Genomic DNA, 14,339 nt, shown 5'->3' on the forward strand with positions numbered 1-14,339 from the left:
GGCAACCAATCAATTAGAAGCCGTCAGTTAAAAGCGAATGTGTGCGAGCGCCAATCAACGGCGCTCGATCGGCTCGATCACTTGCAACGCGAGGTTGCCTTTGTGCGAGCCCATCTTGACCTTGAACGCAGGCACGCCGTTGGCGCGCATGATCATCTCTTCCGGCATCTCGATCGGGATAATGTCCCCCGGCTGCATGTGCAGAATGTCCCGCAGGCGCAACTGACGACGGGCAACCGTGGCACCGACCGGTACGTCAACGTCCAGCACGTCCTGGCGCAAGGCATTGACCCAGCGCTCGTCCTGATCGTCGAGGTCCGACTGGAAGCCGGCGTCGAGCATTTCGCGTACCGGCTCGATCATCGAGTACGGCATGGTCACGTGCAGGTCGCCGCCGCCGCCATCGAGTTCGATGTGGAACGTCGACACCACAATGGCTTCGCTCGGACCGACGATGTTGGCCATGGCAGGGTTCACTTCCGAGTTGATGTACTCGAAGTTCACTTCCATGATCGCCTGCCAGGCTTCCTTCAAATCGATGAAGGCCTGCTCCAGCACCATGCGCACCACACGCAGTTCGGTCGGGGTGAATTCACGCCCTTCGATCTTTGCGTGGCGGCCGTCGCCGCCGAAGAAGTTGTCCACCAGCTTGAACACCAGTTTGGCGTCGAGGATGAACAGCGCGGTGCCGCGCAACGGTTTGATCTTGACCAGGTTGAGGCTGGTGGGCACGTACAGCGAGTGCACGTATTCGCCGAACTTCATCACCTGCACGCCACCGACGGCAACGTCCGCCGAGCGGCGCAGCATGTTGAACATGCTGATGCGGGTGTAGCGGGCGAAACGCTCGTTGATCATCTCCAGGGTCGGCATGCGTCCACGGACGATGCGATCCTGGCTGGTCAGGTCGTAGCTTTTGACGCTGCCGGGTTCGGCAGCGGTATCGGTCTGCACCAGACCATCGTCGACGCCATGCAACAGCGCATCGATCTCATCCTGGGACAGCAGGTCCTGCACGGCCATGTCGTGTTCCTACTGCAGTACGAAATTAGTGAAGAGCAACTGTTCGATGACCACTTTGCCGAGTTCTTTTTGCGCCACTTCCTGGACGCTGGCCGTGGCTTTCTGACGCAACATTTCCTGGCCGACTGGCGACGCCAGGGTGGCGAAGTCCTGGCCGGAGAACAGCATGACCAGGTTATTGCGGATGACCGGCATGTGGACTTTGAGCGCTTCCAGCTCAGCCTGATTGCGACCCTGCAGGGTGATGCTCACCTGCATGTAGCGCTGACGACCGTTCTGGTTGTAGTTGGCCACGAAGGCCGGAGCCATGGGCTCGAAAATCGCTGGCTGTTTGCCGACCGGGGCGGTTTCGGCCGCCGCGGCAGGCTTGCTCTGGGCGCCGTGCATGAAGAACCAGGTCGCCCCCACGGACAAACCGATCGCCAGCAGCAGGGCCACCACGATCACGATGATCAGCTTGAGTTTGCCTTTGGTTGCGGGGTCTTTTACTGCTGCTTCGCTCTTCGCCATGCCAATAATCCGTCACTATTCGGGTTTTCACAGTTGCACGGCAAGGCAAGAGCAAGTGTTATGCCAGAAGTGTCTGAGGGAAAACTGGAAGGACAGTCGACCGTGGCCGAAAAGCAAAAGATCGCAGCCTTCGGCAGCTCCTACATTGGAATGTGTACATCCTGTAGGAGCTGCCGAAGGCTGCGATCTTTTAGGGGGCGTCGAGAATTATCAGGCGTAGTAGTCGACTGCGCTGGAGCCAATCACGCTGGTGGTGCTGGCCGCTACTTCGGCAACGTTAACCGGAAGTTCTTCGTCCATGGAATCGAGGCGACCACCGCTGGCGTTGGTGCGCCCGCCCTGGCCTTGGCCCTGTTGAGCCTGATCCTGCCCCTGACCTTGCCAGCCACGGGACTGGTCGGACACGTTGACGTCGACCTGGCCCATGCCCTGCTGCGCAAACATGTCACGCAAGCGATGCATCTGCCCGTCCAGCGCTTCACGAACGCCTGGATGGGCGCTCATGAAAGTCACCTGAGTCTGTTGATCCGGAACCATGTTCACCCGAATGTCCAGGCGCCCCAGTTCGGCCGGTTGCAACTGGATGTCGGCCGCCTTGAGATTGGCACTGGACAGGTACATGACCCGGTTCACCACTTCTTCGGTCCAGCCGCTCTGGTGCATGGCGATCGGCTGGTTCACCGGCAAGGCATTGGCAGTTTTCGGCGTGGCCGCCTGGGTCAGCGCCGCCAGACGGTTGGCGAAATCGTCAACTCGGGTATCGCTGGTCGCGGACTTCAGGTCCTTGAGACCGTCATCGATAAGACCGCTGAAGGCCTTGTCGCCGCCCTGGCCAGTGCTGTCCTTGTCGGCTTGCACGTCGAGCATGCTCGCCATGCCCGCGGCAAAGTTCTGCGCCGAGGTCGATTCGCCGTCGGCCTGAGCCTGCGCCGAGGTCGGTGCCGCTTTGGGCTGAGCCTGACTGGAGGCGGAAACGTGACCGCTCTGCTCCATGGCCATGCGCACGGCTGGCAGCGCGTCGAGTGGATCGGCTTCGGGGTCGAAATCGGTGTCAGTGGTTGCGGCGGGAAAGATTGCCGCTGTAACGGCCGCAGCGATCGGCGCTTCGACCTGCGCGGCGACTATCACTGGCGCAGTCGTAGGCACTGGCGCCGCCGGCTGGGCTGCCTGCATCAATGCAGGATCGAGAGTCGGGTCAACAGGCGCGGCATCGGCGACCGACGTTTCAGCGGAATCCGAGGCTTTATCGCTGGCAGCCTTGTCGTCAGCCGGCGCCGGTTTATCGGCGGGCAAGGATTTGCCGCTATCGGCAACCGCGGGTTCCGGGGCGGCAGATTTGTCGTTGTCGACGTCCTTTTTTCCAGGGCTGTCCGGGGTTTTATCGCGTACCGGCTTTGCCGATCCGTCAGACACGGCGGAGGGCTTGTTCTGGGCTTGATTGGCGTAAACCTGAGCGAAGCTGGACGCCTTGTCCCCAGGCTCAGCGGCCAGCGCCGGTGTATTGGCGGCGGCAGCTTGAGTCTTGGCCTGCGCGGCGGCCTGAAGCAGCATATTGGGGGTAACGGGCATGGAACGGTCTCCGCGGCACTGGGATCGTAGGTACAGTTGACGGAGATTATTGCAAAGGTCGCGCCAGGTTTGAGTGACCGGTGTTAAAAGCGCCGGACGGTCGCCTCAGTCACCAAGAGAACGCTGGCGCTCGGCTTCATAGAGCGGTCGAACAATGGCAAATTCGCCATCAATTTCGCCCACCAGTTTTTTAATTCCGGCGAGGCTTTCTTGCTTGGCGCGTTGTTCCAGCTCATTGCACAACTCAGCCAGGCGAATGGCGCCCATATTGCTGCTACTGCCTTTGAAACTATGGGCAGCATTCATGAGTTGCGCGGCATCTTCGGCGTTTCGCAAGATGCGCAAACGCTCTTCGGAATCGGCAATGAAGGTATCCAGCAACATCGGATACTCATCCTCCATGACCTCTTGCAACGCGCTCAGCACGTCGCGGTCCAGGTGTGTGTCAGCCACTTGCTCACTCCTTGATCAAGAATGCGTGGATTATGCCAGAGCCTCCCAGAAAAATTCCACGCGGGCACTTCGACCCTCATCGGACCAACTCGCATTGTGGCCCAACTGACGGATCAGACTGACGCCACGTCCCGACAGACGGACGCCATCGACGGGCTGCTCCATCACTCGCGCGACATCGAAACCCTTGCCACTGTCTTCGACCCGAACCGTCAGGCAACCGCCCTCGCCCCTCGGGACAACCTGCAAATGCACCCGCACGAAGCCGTCCTGCAAATCGTCCAGGCGCGTTTTGCGCTGTTGATAGTAACGGGTAAAACCCGAGGCATCGCGTTTGAGCGCCGAATCCAGCCCCAGCACGCCATGCTCCAAGGCATTGGAATACAGTTCGGCCAAAACACTGTAGAGCGCCCCGCTCTGAGCCCGCAGACCGTGGACCTCAAGCAACAATTGCAGAAGATACGGCAGAGGATTGAAACGTCTGAGCGTGGCGGCGCGAAACTCGAAACTCACTGACCAGTCCAGCGGGCAAGACTCACCACTGTCGGAATACACCAGCGCCGGCGGGCTCAGTTGCGCGGCGTCAAGCAGACTGACCTCGACCATGCTCACGTCATCGCGGGCCTCGCCGCGAAAGTCCCGCAACGCCTGCTCGATCTGTTCGAACAACGCATCAGGCTGACGATTGGCCGCAAACACCTGCTGCAATCGCTCCACACCAAACAACTGTTCGTTGGCATCGCAGGTATCGATCACCCCGTCGGACAACAGGAAGACGCGATCCCCGACCGCCATCGGAAACACCTCGGTGCGGTCATTAAACGATTGCGGGCTCAGCACGCCGAGCGGCAAATGCCGAGCCTTCAGCGCCGCGCACTCACCACTGGCGATGCTGTGCAGGTACCCGTCCGGCATCCCGCCGTTCCAGACCTCCACCGAACGTCGCTGAAAACTCAGGCACAGCAGCGTTGCACAACAGAACATGTCCACCGGCAGGATGCGCTTGAGCTTGGCATTCATCTCGCGCAAGGTTTCGGACAGGCCATAACCCTTGGAAGTCATGCCGTAAAAGACTTCGGCCAAGGGCATCGCACCGACCGCGGCAGGCAAACCATGGCCGGTGAAATCACCGAGCAGCACATGCATGTCACCGGCCGGGGTAAACGCAGCCAGCAGCAGATCGCCGTTGAACAGCGCATAGGGCGATTGCAGGTAGCGGATATTGGGTGCATTCAGGCAGCCGGAGTGGGCCACCTTATCGAACACGGCCTTGGCCACCCGCTGCTCGTTGAGCAGGTATTCGTGGTGCCTGGCGATCTGGTCCCGCTGCTGCAACACCGTGGCCTGTAACCGCCGCAAGCGATCCATCGCCTTGATCTTGGCGGCGAGGATCACCTGGTTGTAGGGCTTTGCCAGAAAGTCGTCGCCACCGGCCTCCAGACAGCGGGCCAGCGCTTCGCTTTCGGTCAGCGAGGTGAGGAAGATGATCGGCACCAGGGTTTCCCCGGCCAATACCTTGATCTGTCGCGCCGCCTCGAAACCGTCCATCACCGGCATCATGGCGTCCATGAGTACCAGTTGCGGTCGCTGCTGGCGAAACGCGTCAACGGCTTCGGCACCATTGGCGGCCGTCAGCACCTCATGGCCCTGGCGACGGACGATGGTCGACAGCAGCATGCGATCGGCCGCGCTGTCTTCAGCGATCAGGATCGTCAGCGGCTCGAACAAAGACTGCATGGCGCTCACGCCACGTCGAAGATTTGTTCGAAGTTAGAGATGGCGAGGATCTTGCGCACATCTGCATTAGCGTTGGTCAACGTGATCTCGGCACTTTCGCCACCGGCGTGATCACGCAATAGCAACAACATGCCGAGCGCTGAGCTGTCGAGGTAGGTAGCGTCCTTCAAGTTCACTTCGAAGGAGTCGGGTTTTGGCTCAAGATTCTCGTAGGACTCACGAAATTCCTGATGCTTGGCGAAATCGAATCGTCCCTTGATCGATATCGTCAGTTTTTGCCCACCTTGAGATACTTCTGTAACAACTGACATAGAACGGCTTCCTTGTCATTGGTGAACTTACGTGTACAAGGTTTAGCACTTGGCGGAAACAGGAGCAAGATCAAAAGATCGCAGCCTTCGGCAGCTCCTACATTATCCGCGTGTAAACCCGAACCCGTAGGAGCTGCCGAAGGCTGCGATCTTTTCGAAGGCAACGCTTAATAAGGATCCTGACGCGGCAACCGCTGGGACAACTCATCCAGCAGCTTTTGCTCGCGCCGGTCTTCCAGCCGCCGCGCCTCATCCATGTAGCGCGACACCAGTTTGCGCAGGCCTTCGACCCGGGCATAAGCCTGTTGCCAGGTTTCGCGCGCCTTGTTCAGATTGTTTTGATGCCACACGAGGCTTTGTCGCTGCTGATCGATGGCGGTACCCAGCTGCGCAAGGAAGCCTTGATAACCCAGCAGCCATTGGCCCGACACGCCACTGCTGCCGCGCACGATCCATTGCTCCTGATAGTCGAGGCGAAAGGCTTCGAGGTCGGCGAGTTTACTTTCTGCAAGGCGGACCTGCCCCTGGAAGTGCCCGAGGCGCTGGACCGCGGTTTTCTCGACCTTTTCAGCCATTTCGACCACGGGGGCCAGGCGCGAGGCGCGGCTCTGGGCCATGGCCGGTTACCCGCCGGCCGCGGGGGCGAAGATCGACGCGAGATACGCTTCGCTTTCGCCCAGGCTGATACTGTCGTTCAGGCCCTGGCGCAGGTATTTGACCAGCTGCGGTTGCAGGGAGATCGCCAGATCGGTTTCCCGATCACCACCCGCGACGTAGGCACCGACGCTGATCAGATCTCGACTCTGTTGATAACGCGACCACAGCTGCTTGAAATACTGGGCGCGCATCATGTGCTCCGGCGATACCACCGACGGCATGACCCGGCTGATGGACGCTTCGATATCGATGGCCGGGTAATGACCTTCCTCGGCCAGGCGCCTGGACAGCACGATGTGCCCGTCGAGCACGCCCCGCGCGGCATCGGCAATCGGATCCTGCTGGTCATCGCCTTCGGACAATACGGTGTAGAACGCAGTGATCGAACCGCCACCCTTCTCGGCATTACCGGCCCGCTCAACCAGTTTCGGCAGCTTGGCGAACACCGATGGCGGATAACCCTTGGTCGCCGGCGGCTCGCCGATGGCCAGGGCGATTTCTCGCTGGGCCTGGGCGAATCGGGTCAGGGAATCCATGAGCAACAGGACGTTTTTGCCCTTATCACGGAAATACTCGGCGATTCGCGTGCAGTACATGGCCGCGCGCAGACGCATCAGTGGCGCATCGTCCGCCGGGGACGCCACGACGACAGAACGCTTGAGCCCTTCTTCGCCGAGGATGTGCTCGATGAACTCTTTAACTTCACGACCCCGCTCACCGATTAATCCGACGACGATGATGTCGGCCTCGGTGAAGCGGGTCATCATGCCCAGCAGCACACTCTTGCCCACGCCGGTACCGGCGAACAGGCCGAGTCGCTGACCACGGCCGACTGTCAACAAACCGTTGATGCAGCGAATACCCACGTCCAGCGGCTCGCTGATCGGTTCGCGCTTAAGCGGGTTGATGGTCGGGCCGTCCATCGGAACCCAATCTTCGGCCTTCATTCCGCCCTTGCCGTCCAGCGCGCGACCAGCGCCATCGAGCACCCGCCCGAGCATGCTCATGCCCATCGGCAGACGACCGGTATCAGCCAGAGGAACCACACGGGCACCGGGAGCGATGCCGGCAACGCTGCCGACTGGCATCAGAAACACCTTGCTGCCGGAGAAGCCCATGACTTCGGCTTCGACCTGCACCGGGTGATAACTGTCGTCATTGATGACCATGCAGCGGCTGCCCATGGCGGCGCGCAAGCCTTCGGCTTCGAGGGTCAAGCCGACCATGCGCAGCAAGCGGCCTTCAAGGATCGGCGCGCCTTCCAACTCCGTGGCCTCGGCGTAGCTGCCGAGACGCTTGGCGAAGCTGGTGCGATCAAGGCGCATCGGGATCGTCCAGTTCGGGTTCAACCAGCGCGATCGCGGGCTTGTCGTCAATCGGCAGTTCCAGGCTCAGGTCCGGCGCGGCCGGGTGCAATGCCTGTTCGTGCAACTGATCGAACAACTTGTCCATGACCCGCGCAACGCGGGTTTCGACCGTGGCGTCGATACGACTGTGTTCAGTCTCGACCCGGCAACCTCCAGGCAACAACGCCTCGTCCTCGACGATGCGCCAGGTTTCTTCATGGCGTTCGCGCAGGGCTTTGACCTGTTCGAAATCTTGCGGATTGATGTACAGCCGCACATTGCCCACGCCCAGCGGCAAAAGCTTGAGAGCCTCGCGCATGACGTGTTCGATCTGCGTCGAGTCGATGGCCAGTTCGCGCTGAATCACCTGTTTGGTGATGTGCTGCACAAGGTCGACCAGGGATTTTTCGATCAGGGTGTCCTGTTCGGCAATGGGCTCGAACAGATGCGCCATCAGTTGCTCCAGAGCGGCAATCTTAGCGGTCAGCGCCACTTCGGCTTCCTGACGGACCTTGAGCGTGGTGCTGTGAAAACCTTCTTTCTCGCCCGTGGCGAAGCCTTCGTTGTAGGCCTCCTGGCGAATGCTTTCGAGCTCTTCGAGGGTCAGTGGCTGGACTTCTTCCAGCGGCACCTCTTCCATTTCCGGAGGCTCGGGCTCAGGTTCAGGCTCGGGCTCCGGCACAAAAGGGTCGAAGCTGGGCAGCGACCAGACGTCAAAACCACCGACGTCCTTGGCACGGATCAGGTCGGTGTTGGACTCATCATGTTTGGACGACATAGCGACCTTAGATCATCTCTTCGCCGCCCTTCCCGCCGAGAACGATTTCTCCGGCTTCGGCCATACGGCGGGCAATGGTGAGGATTTCTTTCTGCGCGGTTTCCACGTCGCTGACACGCACCGGGCCTTTGGCCTCGAGGTCGTCGCGCAACAGTTCGGCCGCCCGTTTGGACATGTTCTTGAAGATCTTCTCTTTGACGCCCTCGTCCGAACCTTTGAGGGCCAGCACCAGCACGTCGGAGGACACTTCGCGCAGCAGCGCCTGAATCCCGCGGTCGTCGACATCGGACAGGTTGTTGAACACGAACATGAGGTCTTCGATCTGACCGGACAGGTCTTCGTCGACTTCGCGGATCGAGTCCATCAGTTGACCTTCGATCGAGCTGTCGAGGAAGTTCATGATATCTGCCGCACGCTTGATGCCACCCAGGGTGGTGCGCGCGGCATTCGAGTTGCCGGAGAACTGCTTCTCGAGAATCTGGTTGAGTTCTTTCAGGGCCGCAGGTTGCACAGTGTTCAGCGAGGAAACTCGCAGAATGATGTCCAGACGCACTTTATGGTCGAAGTTGCCCAACACTTCACCGGCCTGGTCCGGATCGAGGTACGCCACGACGATCGCCTGGATCTGCGGGTGCTCGAAACGAATCACATCGGCGACGGCGCGCGGTTCCATCCACTTCAGGCTGTCGAGGCCGCTGGTGTTGCCGCCCAGCAGGATGCGGTCGATCAGGCCGTTGGCCTTGTCTTCGCCCAGTGCCTGGGTGAGCATTTTGCGCACGTAATCGTCGGAGCCGACGCCGAGGCTGGTCTGGTCGCCGACGATGTCGACGAATTCGCTCATCACCTGCTCGACTTGCTCGCGGTGCACGTTACCCATTTGCGCCATGGCCACACCCACACGCTGGACCTCTTTGGGCCCCATGTGGCGCAGCACCTGGGCGGCGTCGGTTGACCCCAGCGACAGCAGCAGAATCGCGGCTTTGTCGACCTTGGTCAGTTTGGCGGCAACGGCTCGGTTATCACTCATCTGCGTTAATCCACTCTTTCACGACCTGGGCCACGCGACCCGGATCTTCTGCCACCAGACTCTTGATTGCGTTCAACTGTGCGTCATAGCCTTCGCTCGGGCTCGGCAGCAGGATGCTGGTCGGGCCACCGAGGCTGACGCGGTCGTTGGCCAGTTCGCCGTCCAGACCGCCCATGCCACCCAGTTCGACGTCGCTACCCAAGCCCGCCAACTGCTTATCTTTGCCGCCACCGGTGATGTTGTTGAGCACCGGACGCAGCACACCGAACACCAGCACCAGGATGAACAAGACACCCAGCACTTGTTTGACGATGTCCCAGAACCATGGCTGGGAGTAGAACGCAATATCGGCAATCACTTCACCGCGCTCGGCGGAGAACGGCATGTTGATCACGCTGACGCTGTCGCCACGGCTGGCGTCGAAGCCGACGGCGTCCTGCACCAGGCGAGTGAAGCGCGCCAATTCGTCGGCGCTCCACGGAGCACGAGTGGTTTCACCGTTGGCCACGTTGATCTTGACCTGGTCATCCACCACCACTGACACCGACAGGCGATTCAAACGGCCCTGCTGTTGTTTGGTGTGGCTGATGGAGCGGTCGAGCTCGAAGTTCTTGGTGGATTGTTGACGCTTGTCCGCCGGGTACGGTGCGAGCATGGGCTGGCCGGTGGCCGGGTCCATGATTTGCTGACCGTTGGCATCAATCAATGGCTGGCCTGGCTGCACCATGGCGGCCGACGCGGTAGCGCCACCGGTGGTTTGCGGCGCGGAGGCTGGGGCTGGTGGCTGGTTGCTCAAAGCACCCGGCACACCTTGCGGGCCATTGCTGGCGGTGCGTTGTTCATTGACCGACTGCTCGCTGCGCAAGGCCGGTTGATCCGGGTTGAACTGCTCAGAGGTTGACTCGACAGCACTGAAATCCACGTCGGCCGAGACTTCGGCTTTATAGCGATCGTTGCCCAGCACCGGTTGCAGGATGTTGTGCACGCGCTGAGTCAGCATGCTTTCCATGCGACGGCTGTAATCGAATTGCTTGCCTGCCATGGTCAGTTCGGAGTTCTCCGCCTGATCGGAGAGCAAGGTGCCCTTCTGATCGACGACGGTGATCTGGGATTTGCTGAGTTCGGGAACGCTGGTGGCCACCAGGTTGATGATCGCCAGCACTTGGCCAGGCTCCAGCGAGCGGCCGGAGTACAGCTCCACCAGAACCGAAGCGCTCGGCTTGCGCTCGTCACGTACGAACACCGAACTCTTCGGAATCGCCAAGTGCACGCGGGCACCCTTGACGTTGTTCAAACTGGAGATGGTGCGGGCCAATTCGCCTTCGAGACCGCGACGATATCGGGTCGCTTCCATGAACTGGCTGGTTCCCAGGCCCTGGTCCTTGTCGAGGATTTCAAAACCGATGTTACCGTCGCTGGGAGTGACACCAGCGCCCGCGAGTTTGATTCGCGCACGGGACAGGTCATCGGCCTTGACCAGCAAGGCACCGGAATTCGGTTCAACGGTATAGGGAATATCGGCTGCGGCCAGGGTATCCATGACCTGTTTGGCGTCCATACCGGCAAGGCTGCCGTACAGAGGCCGGTAGTCCGGCTGCTGGGACCACAACACCACGGCAAAGCCAATCGCCACGCTCGCAGCCAGGCCGACCAACAGGCCCACCTGACGCAACATGGTCATCTCGGAGAGGTTTTCCAGGAAGGACAACCCGAACAGCGGCGGCTTGCCGTCTATTGGAGTGGTCTTGGCCGGTACATTATCGGCGACTGCTTCTGCCATGACTCAATTCGTCCTTAAACCGGCATCTGCATGATGTCTTGGTATGCCTGAACCAGCTTGTTGCGTACTTGCGTCAACGCTTGAAAAGACACGCTGGCCTTCTGCGAGGAAATCATCACGTCCGTCAGGTCGACGCCGCTCTTGCCGATCTCGAAGGCACTGGCCAACTGACTGGACGCCTGCTGGGTGTCGTTCACTTTATTGACGGCTTGACCGAGCATGTCGGCAAAGCTGCTGCCACCCAGTTGAGGGACTGCGGCAGTCGATTTTGACGCAGACATGGCATCCATTTGCATGGAGCGCATGTCCAGCATCAATCGATTAAATTCAATACCTTGGCTCATGGTCTACTCTCTTTGACGAGCTACGTCTTTGGCGACCCGCAATTTTTTGACACTCACTCGGCGGGTAGTGAGGTGTTAGCAACAAGGGTGCCAGCTCCGTGGCCGCTCTAAACAAAAACTGTCCCGGGCTTTGCATTGCTAACAAATCAGGTGGCGAACAAATAAGCTTCCACGTCCATTCCGGCATCACGCATCTGCGCCAGCTTGTAGCGCAGGGTGCGCGGACTGATGCCCAAACGCTCGGCGGCCTCTTTGCGACGGCCGCGCTCGGAGCGCAAGGTGTCGATGATCATCTGGAATTCACGGCGACGCAGGTCATCACCCAATGCCCCGGCCGGCACGGATTCGACCTCCACGGCTCGCACGGACGTCGACACCAAGGCTGGCAACGGCGCACAGGCGACTGGCCCGGCCAGGCAGAAATCCTCAGGCTGTATCAAACCGCCCTGCTGCAGGATCAGCGCGCGCTGAATCGCGTTATCCAGTTCACGCACATTACCCGGCCACGGATAACCAATCAGGCACGCCTGTGCCTCAGGCGACAGCATTGCCGCGGCATGCTTCATTTTATTGACGTACTTGGCCAGCAGACGCTCGGCCAGCGGCAGGATGTCGGCGGTACGCTCGCGCAACGGACGCCAGGCCAGCGGAAACACCGACAGGCGATAGTAAAGATCTTCGCGGAAACGCCCCGCCGCCACTTCCCCTGCCAAGTCGCGGTTGGTGGTCGCGACGACCCGAATATCCAGCGTGATCGGTTTGCGCGCCCCGACCCGCTCGACTTCGCGCTCTTGCAACACGCGCAGCAACTTGGCCTGCAGGCCCAGCGGCATTTCGGAAATTTCGTCGAGCAGGATGGTCCCGCCATCAGCCTGTTCGAACTTGCCGGCCTGAGCCGCAATGGCGCCAGTGAACGAGCCCTTCTCATGACCGAACAGCGTGGCTTCAAGCATATTGTCGGGGATGGCTGCGCAGTTGATCGCAATGAACGGTTGACTGGCACGATGGGAGTGCTGATGAATGTAACGCGCCAGCACTTCTTTACCGGTCCCGGACTCACCGGAGATTAATACCGTGGAATCACTGCGCGCCACCCGCGCAGCCAGTTCCAGCAATTGCGCACTGGCCGGCTCGAACGCGACAGGCCCCTCGCCCTCGGCTGCGCCGAGACTGCCCAGCGCATGACGCGCCACCAGATCGAGCAACGCCTTGGGTTCGAACGGCTTGACCAGGTAATCCGCCGCGCCTTGTCGCATCGCATCGACTGCCCGCTCCACGGCGCCATGAGCCGTCATCAGCAACACCGGCAGCTGCGGCTGGCGAGCGCGCAGCAATCCGAGCAGTTGATGGCCGTCCATGCCCGGCATGTTGACGTCACTCAGTACCAGGTTGAACGCCTCGGCACCGACCGCCGCCAGCGCTTCTTCCGCCGAGCCTACCGCCGTGTAATCGTGCCCCGCGAGCAGCAGCGTATCCGCCAATGCTTCGCGTAGCGCGCGGTCATCCTCGACCAGTAAAACCCTGATTGCCATGTCCTTCACTCCGCGCCCTGCGCGCTGGGCTTGTCACCCAAAAAAAGCGGCAGGATCACCTGCGCACATGTGCCGCGACCGAGCCGCGAGCGCAGTTGCAATTCTCCCTGATGAGCACGGGCCACAGCCTTGACCACGGTCAGGCCGAGGCCGGTTCCGGTGTTTTTAGTGGTAAAGAAGGGTTCACCCAGGCGCGCCAGCACTTTCGTATCGATGCCGCTACCGCTGTCGCTGACCGAGACACGCAGGTTGTTTTCACGGGTATAGAGATGGACTTTCAAACGAACGTCGCCGGCACTGGCCTGGATGGCGTTCTCGATCAGGTTCAGGATCGCCCCGACCAGTGTGTCGCGATTGCACAGCAACTCGCCAGAATGACTGTCGCACTGCCAGCGAATCGGCAGGTCCTGCACATGGGTCAGTGCGGCCGCCTGCAGCGACTGCATCAGCACTTTGGGCGTGACGCGATCGGTCAGCGGTAGCTCGCCGCGAGCAAACACCAGCATGTCACGAACCTGATGCTCCAGCTCATGCAGACGCTCTTTCAGGCGCCCGGCAAAACGCTGCTGGGTCTCGACCGGCAACGCCTGCTCGGTCAAATGACTGGCGTAGAGCAAGGCGGCGGATAACGGTGTACGAATCTGATGAGCCAGCGAGGCGACCATTCGGCCGAGGGACGAGAGTCGTTCGTGGCGGGCCAGCTGATCTTGCAGATGACGGGTTTCAGTCAGGTCGTTGAGCAACACCAACTGGCCGGGCTCGGCATCCAGCGAGCGAGTGGCGATCGACAAGCGTCGACCGTCCTTGAGAGAGATTTCATGACCGTCGTCCTCACGAGGCGCAAAGCAGCGGGCAATGACATGGCGCCACAACTCGCCTTCGAGGGGCAGACCGAGCAGTTCGCAGGCAGCGGGGTTGGCTTCGCGCACGATGCCTTGGGCGTCGATAACGATGACGCCGCCGGGCAACAGGTCGAGGAGGTTTTGCAGCCGGTTGGCCAAACGCTCTTTTTCCGCCAGCTCCTGCATGCGCTGAGCGCTGACGACCGCCAGCTCACCCTTAAGCTCAGTGACCCGGGCCTCAAGCATGCTGTAAGAGTCGGTCAATTGGCTCGACATTTGGTTGAACAGTGCAAACGCCTGCTCAAGACCAAGCAGGCTCACCTGCTCTGCGGACGACGATTGCCCCGAAGCGTCAGGGACAGGAGACATCTGGGCGGCTTGGGGCATCGTGCACTCTCGCTTGGCTGACCGTCAGTTAAACGGAACGTTG

General features: G+C 60.5%; 14 protein-coding genes. All 14 read right to left on the reverse strand.

Annotated features, from left to right (window positions below; genetic code table 11):
• Window positions 1-54: 54 nt before the first annotated feature.
• Window positions 55-1,023, reverse strand: coding sequence for a flagellar motor switch protein FliM (gene fliM / locus ACYZTU_RS20910; RefSeq protein WP_461965174.1), 969 nt, complete (start codon window positions 1,021-1,023; stop codon window positions 55-57).
• Window positions 1,024-1,032: 9 nt separating this feature from the next.
• Window positions 1,033-1,533 (reverse strand): flagellar basal body-associated protein FliL, encoded by a 501-nt coding sequence (gene fliL / locus ACYZTU_RS20915; RefSeq protein ID WP_461965176.1) that lies wholly within the window; start codon window positions 1,531-1,533, stop codon window positions 1,033-1,035.
• Between the two features lie 210 nt (window positions 1,534-1,743).
• Complete coding sequence (locus tag ACYZTU_RS20920) at window positions 1,744-3,102, reverse strand: flagellar hook-length control protein FliK (protein WP_461965178.1); 1,359 nt, start codon at window positions 3,100-3,102, stop codon at window positions 1,744-1,746.
• 105 nt (window positions 3,103-3,207) lie between these two features.
• Window positions 3,208-3,555, reverse strand: coding sequence for an Hpt domain-containing protein (locus ACYZTU_RS20925; RefSeq protein WP_461965180.1), 348 nt, complete (start codon window positions 3,553-3,555; stop codon window positions 3,208-3,210).
• A 30-nt stretch (window positions 3,556-3,585) separates the two neighbouring features.
• A complete protein-coding gene (locus ACYZTU_RS20930) occupies window positions 3,586-5,292 on the reverse strand; it encodes an ATP-binding SpoIIE family protein phosphatase (RefSeq protein ID WP_461965181.1) in 1,707 nt (568 codons plus the stop codon).
• 5 nt (window positions 5,293-5,297) lie between these two features.
• Complete coding sequence (locus ACYZTU_RS20935) at window positions 5,298-5,603, reverse strand: STAS domain-containing protein (RefSeq protein ID WP_449642396.1); 306 nt, start codon at window positions 5,601-5,603, stop codon at window positions 5,298-5,300.
• A 167-nt stretch (window positions 5,604-5,770) separates the two neighbouring features.
• Window positions 5,771-6,220, reverse strand: a complete 450-nt coding sequence (gene fliJ, locus ACYZTU_RS20940; RefSeq protein WP_461965183.1) for a flagellar export protein FliJ — start codon at window positions 6,218-6,220, stop codon at window positions 5,771-5,773.
• 6 nt (window positions 6,221-6,226) lie between these two features.
• Entirely contained in the window at window positions 6,227-7,585 is a 1,359-nt protein-coding gene (gene fliI, locus ACYZTU_RS20945) for a flagellar protein export ATPase FliI (RefSeq protein ID WP_461965185.1), read from the reverse strand.
• A complete protein-coding gene (gene fliH / locus ACYZTU_RS20950; protein ID WP_461965187.1) occupies window positions 7,575-8,384 on the reverse strand; it encodes a flagellar assembly protein FliH in 810 nt (269 codons plus the stop codon). Before fliH ends, fliI begins: the two co-directional genes overlap by 11 nt.
• A gap of 7 nt (window positions 8,385-8,391) precedes the next feature.
• Window positions 8,392-9,411, reverse strand: a complete 1,020-nt coding sequence (gene fliG / locus ACYZTU_RS20955; protein ID WP_461965189.1) for a flagellar motor switch protein FliG — start codon at window positions 9,409-9,411, stop codon at window positions 8,392-8,394.
• Window positions 9,404-11,191, reverse strand: a complete 1,788-nt coding sequence (gene fliF, locus ACYZTU_RS20960; protein WP_461965191.1) for a flagellar basal-body MS-ring/collar protein FliF — start codon at window positions 11,189-11,191, stop codon at window positions 9,404-9,406. The genes fliG and fliF overlap by 8 nt, the downstream gene beginning before the upstream one ends.
• Window positions 11,192-11,205: 14 nt before the next feature.
• The gene (fliE, locus tag ACYZTU_RS20965) at window positions 11,206-11,535 is read right to left on the reverse strand and encodes a flagellar hook-basal body complex protein FliE (protein ID WP_461965193.1); all 330 of its coding nucleotides are present in this window, start codon (window positions 11,533-11,535) and stop codon (window positions 11,206-11,208) included.
• 146 nt (window positions 11,536-11,681) lie between these two features.
• The gene (locus ACYZTU_RS20970) at window positions 11,682-13,067 is read right to left on the reverse strand and encodes a sigma-54-dependent transcriptional regulator (RefSeq protein WP_461965195.1); all 1,386 of its coding nucleotides are present in this window, start codon (window positions 13,065-13,067) and stop codon (window positions 11,682-11,684) included.
• A 5-nt stretch (window positions 13,068-13,072) separates the two neighbouring features.
• Entirely contained in the window at window positions 13,073-14,278 is a 1,206-nt protein-coding gene (locus ACYZTU_RS20975) for a sensor histidine kinase (RefSeq protein WP_461971122.1), read from the reverse strand.
• Between the last annotated feature and the right edge of the window lie 61 nt (window positions 14,279-14,339).

This window comes from Pseudomonas sp. HLT2-19-2 (assembly GCF_054898005.1).

Excerpts from the sequence above, each read along its gene's own strand:
- fliL (WP_461965176.1), bottom strand. The coding sequence starts at position 1,533 with ATGGCGAAGAGCGAAGCAGCAGTAAAAGACCCCGCAACCAAAGGCAAA.
- fliE (WP_461965193.1), bottom strand. The coding sequence starts at position 11,535 with ATGAGCCAAGGTATTGAATTTAATCGATTGATGCTGGACATGCGCTCC.
- ACYZTU_RS20975 (WP_461971122.1), bottom strand. The coding sequence starts at position 14,278 with ATGTCTCCTGTCCCTGACGCTTCGGGGCAATCGTCGTCCGCAGAGCAG.
- fliJ (WP_461965183.1), bottom strand. The coding sequence starts at position 6,220 with ATGGCCCAGAGCCGCGCCTCGCGCCTGGCCCCCGTGGTCGAAATGGCT.
- ACYZTU_RS20930 (WP_461965181.1), bottom strand. The coding sequence starts at position 5,292 with ATGCAGTCTTTGTTCGAGCCGCTGACGATCCTGATCGCTGAAGACAGC.
- fliF (WP_461965191.1), bottom strand. The coding sequence starts at position 11,191 with ATGGCAGAAGCAGTCGCCGATAATGTACCGGCCAAGACCACTCCAATA.
- ACYZTU_RS20970 (WP_461965195.1), bottom strand. The coding sequence starts at position 13,067 with ATGGCAATCAGGGTTTTACTGGTCGAGGATGACCGCGCGCTACGCGAA.
- fliH (WP_461965187.1), bottom strand. The coding sequence starts at position 8,384 with ATGTCGTCCAAACATGATGAGTCCAACACCGACCTGATCCGTGCCAAG.
- fliM (WP_461965174.1), bottom strand. The coding sequence starts at position 1,023 with ATGGCCGTGCAGGACCTGCTGTCCCAGGATGAGATCGATGCGCTGTTG.
- ACYZTU_RS20935 (WP_449642396.1), bottom strand. The coding sequence starts at position 5,603 with ATGTCAGTTGTTACAGAAGTATCTCAAGGTGGGCAAAAACTGACGATA.
- fliI (WP_461965185.1), bottom strand. The coding sequence starts at position 7,585 with ATGCGCCTTGATCGCACCAGCTTCGCCAAGCGTCTCGGCAGCTACGCC.
- ACYZTU_RS20920 (WP_461965178.1), bottom strand. The coding sequence starts at position 3,102 with ATGCCCGTTACCCCCAATATGCTGCTTCAGGCCGCCGCGCAGGCCAAG.
- fliG (WP_461965189.1), bottom strand. The coding sequence starts at position 9,411 with ATGAGTGATAACCGAGCCGTTGCCGCCAAACTGACCAAGGTCGACAAA.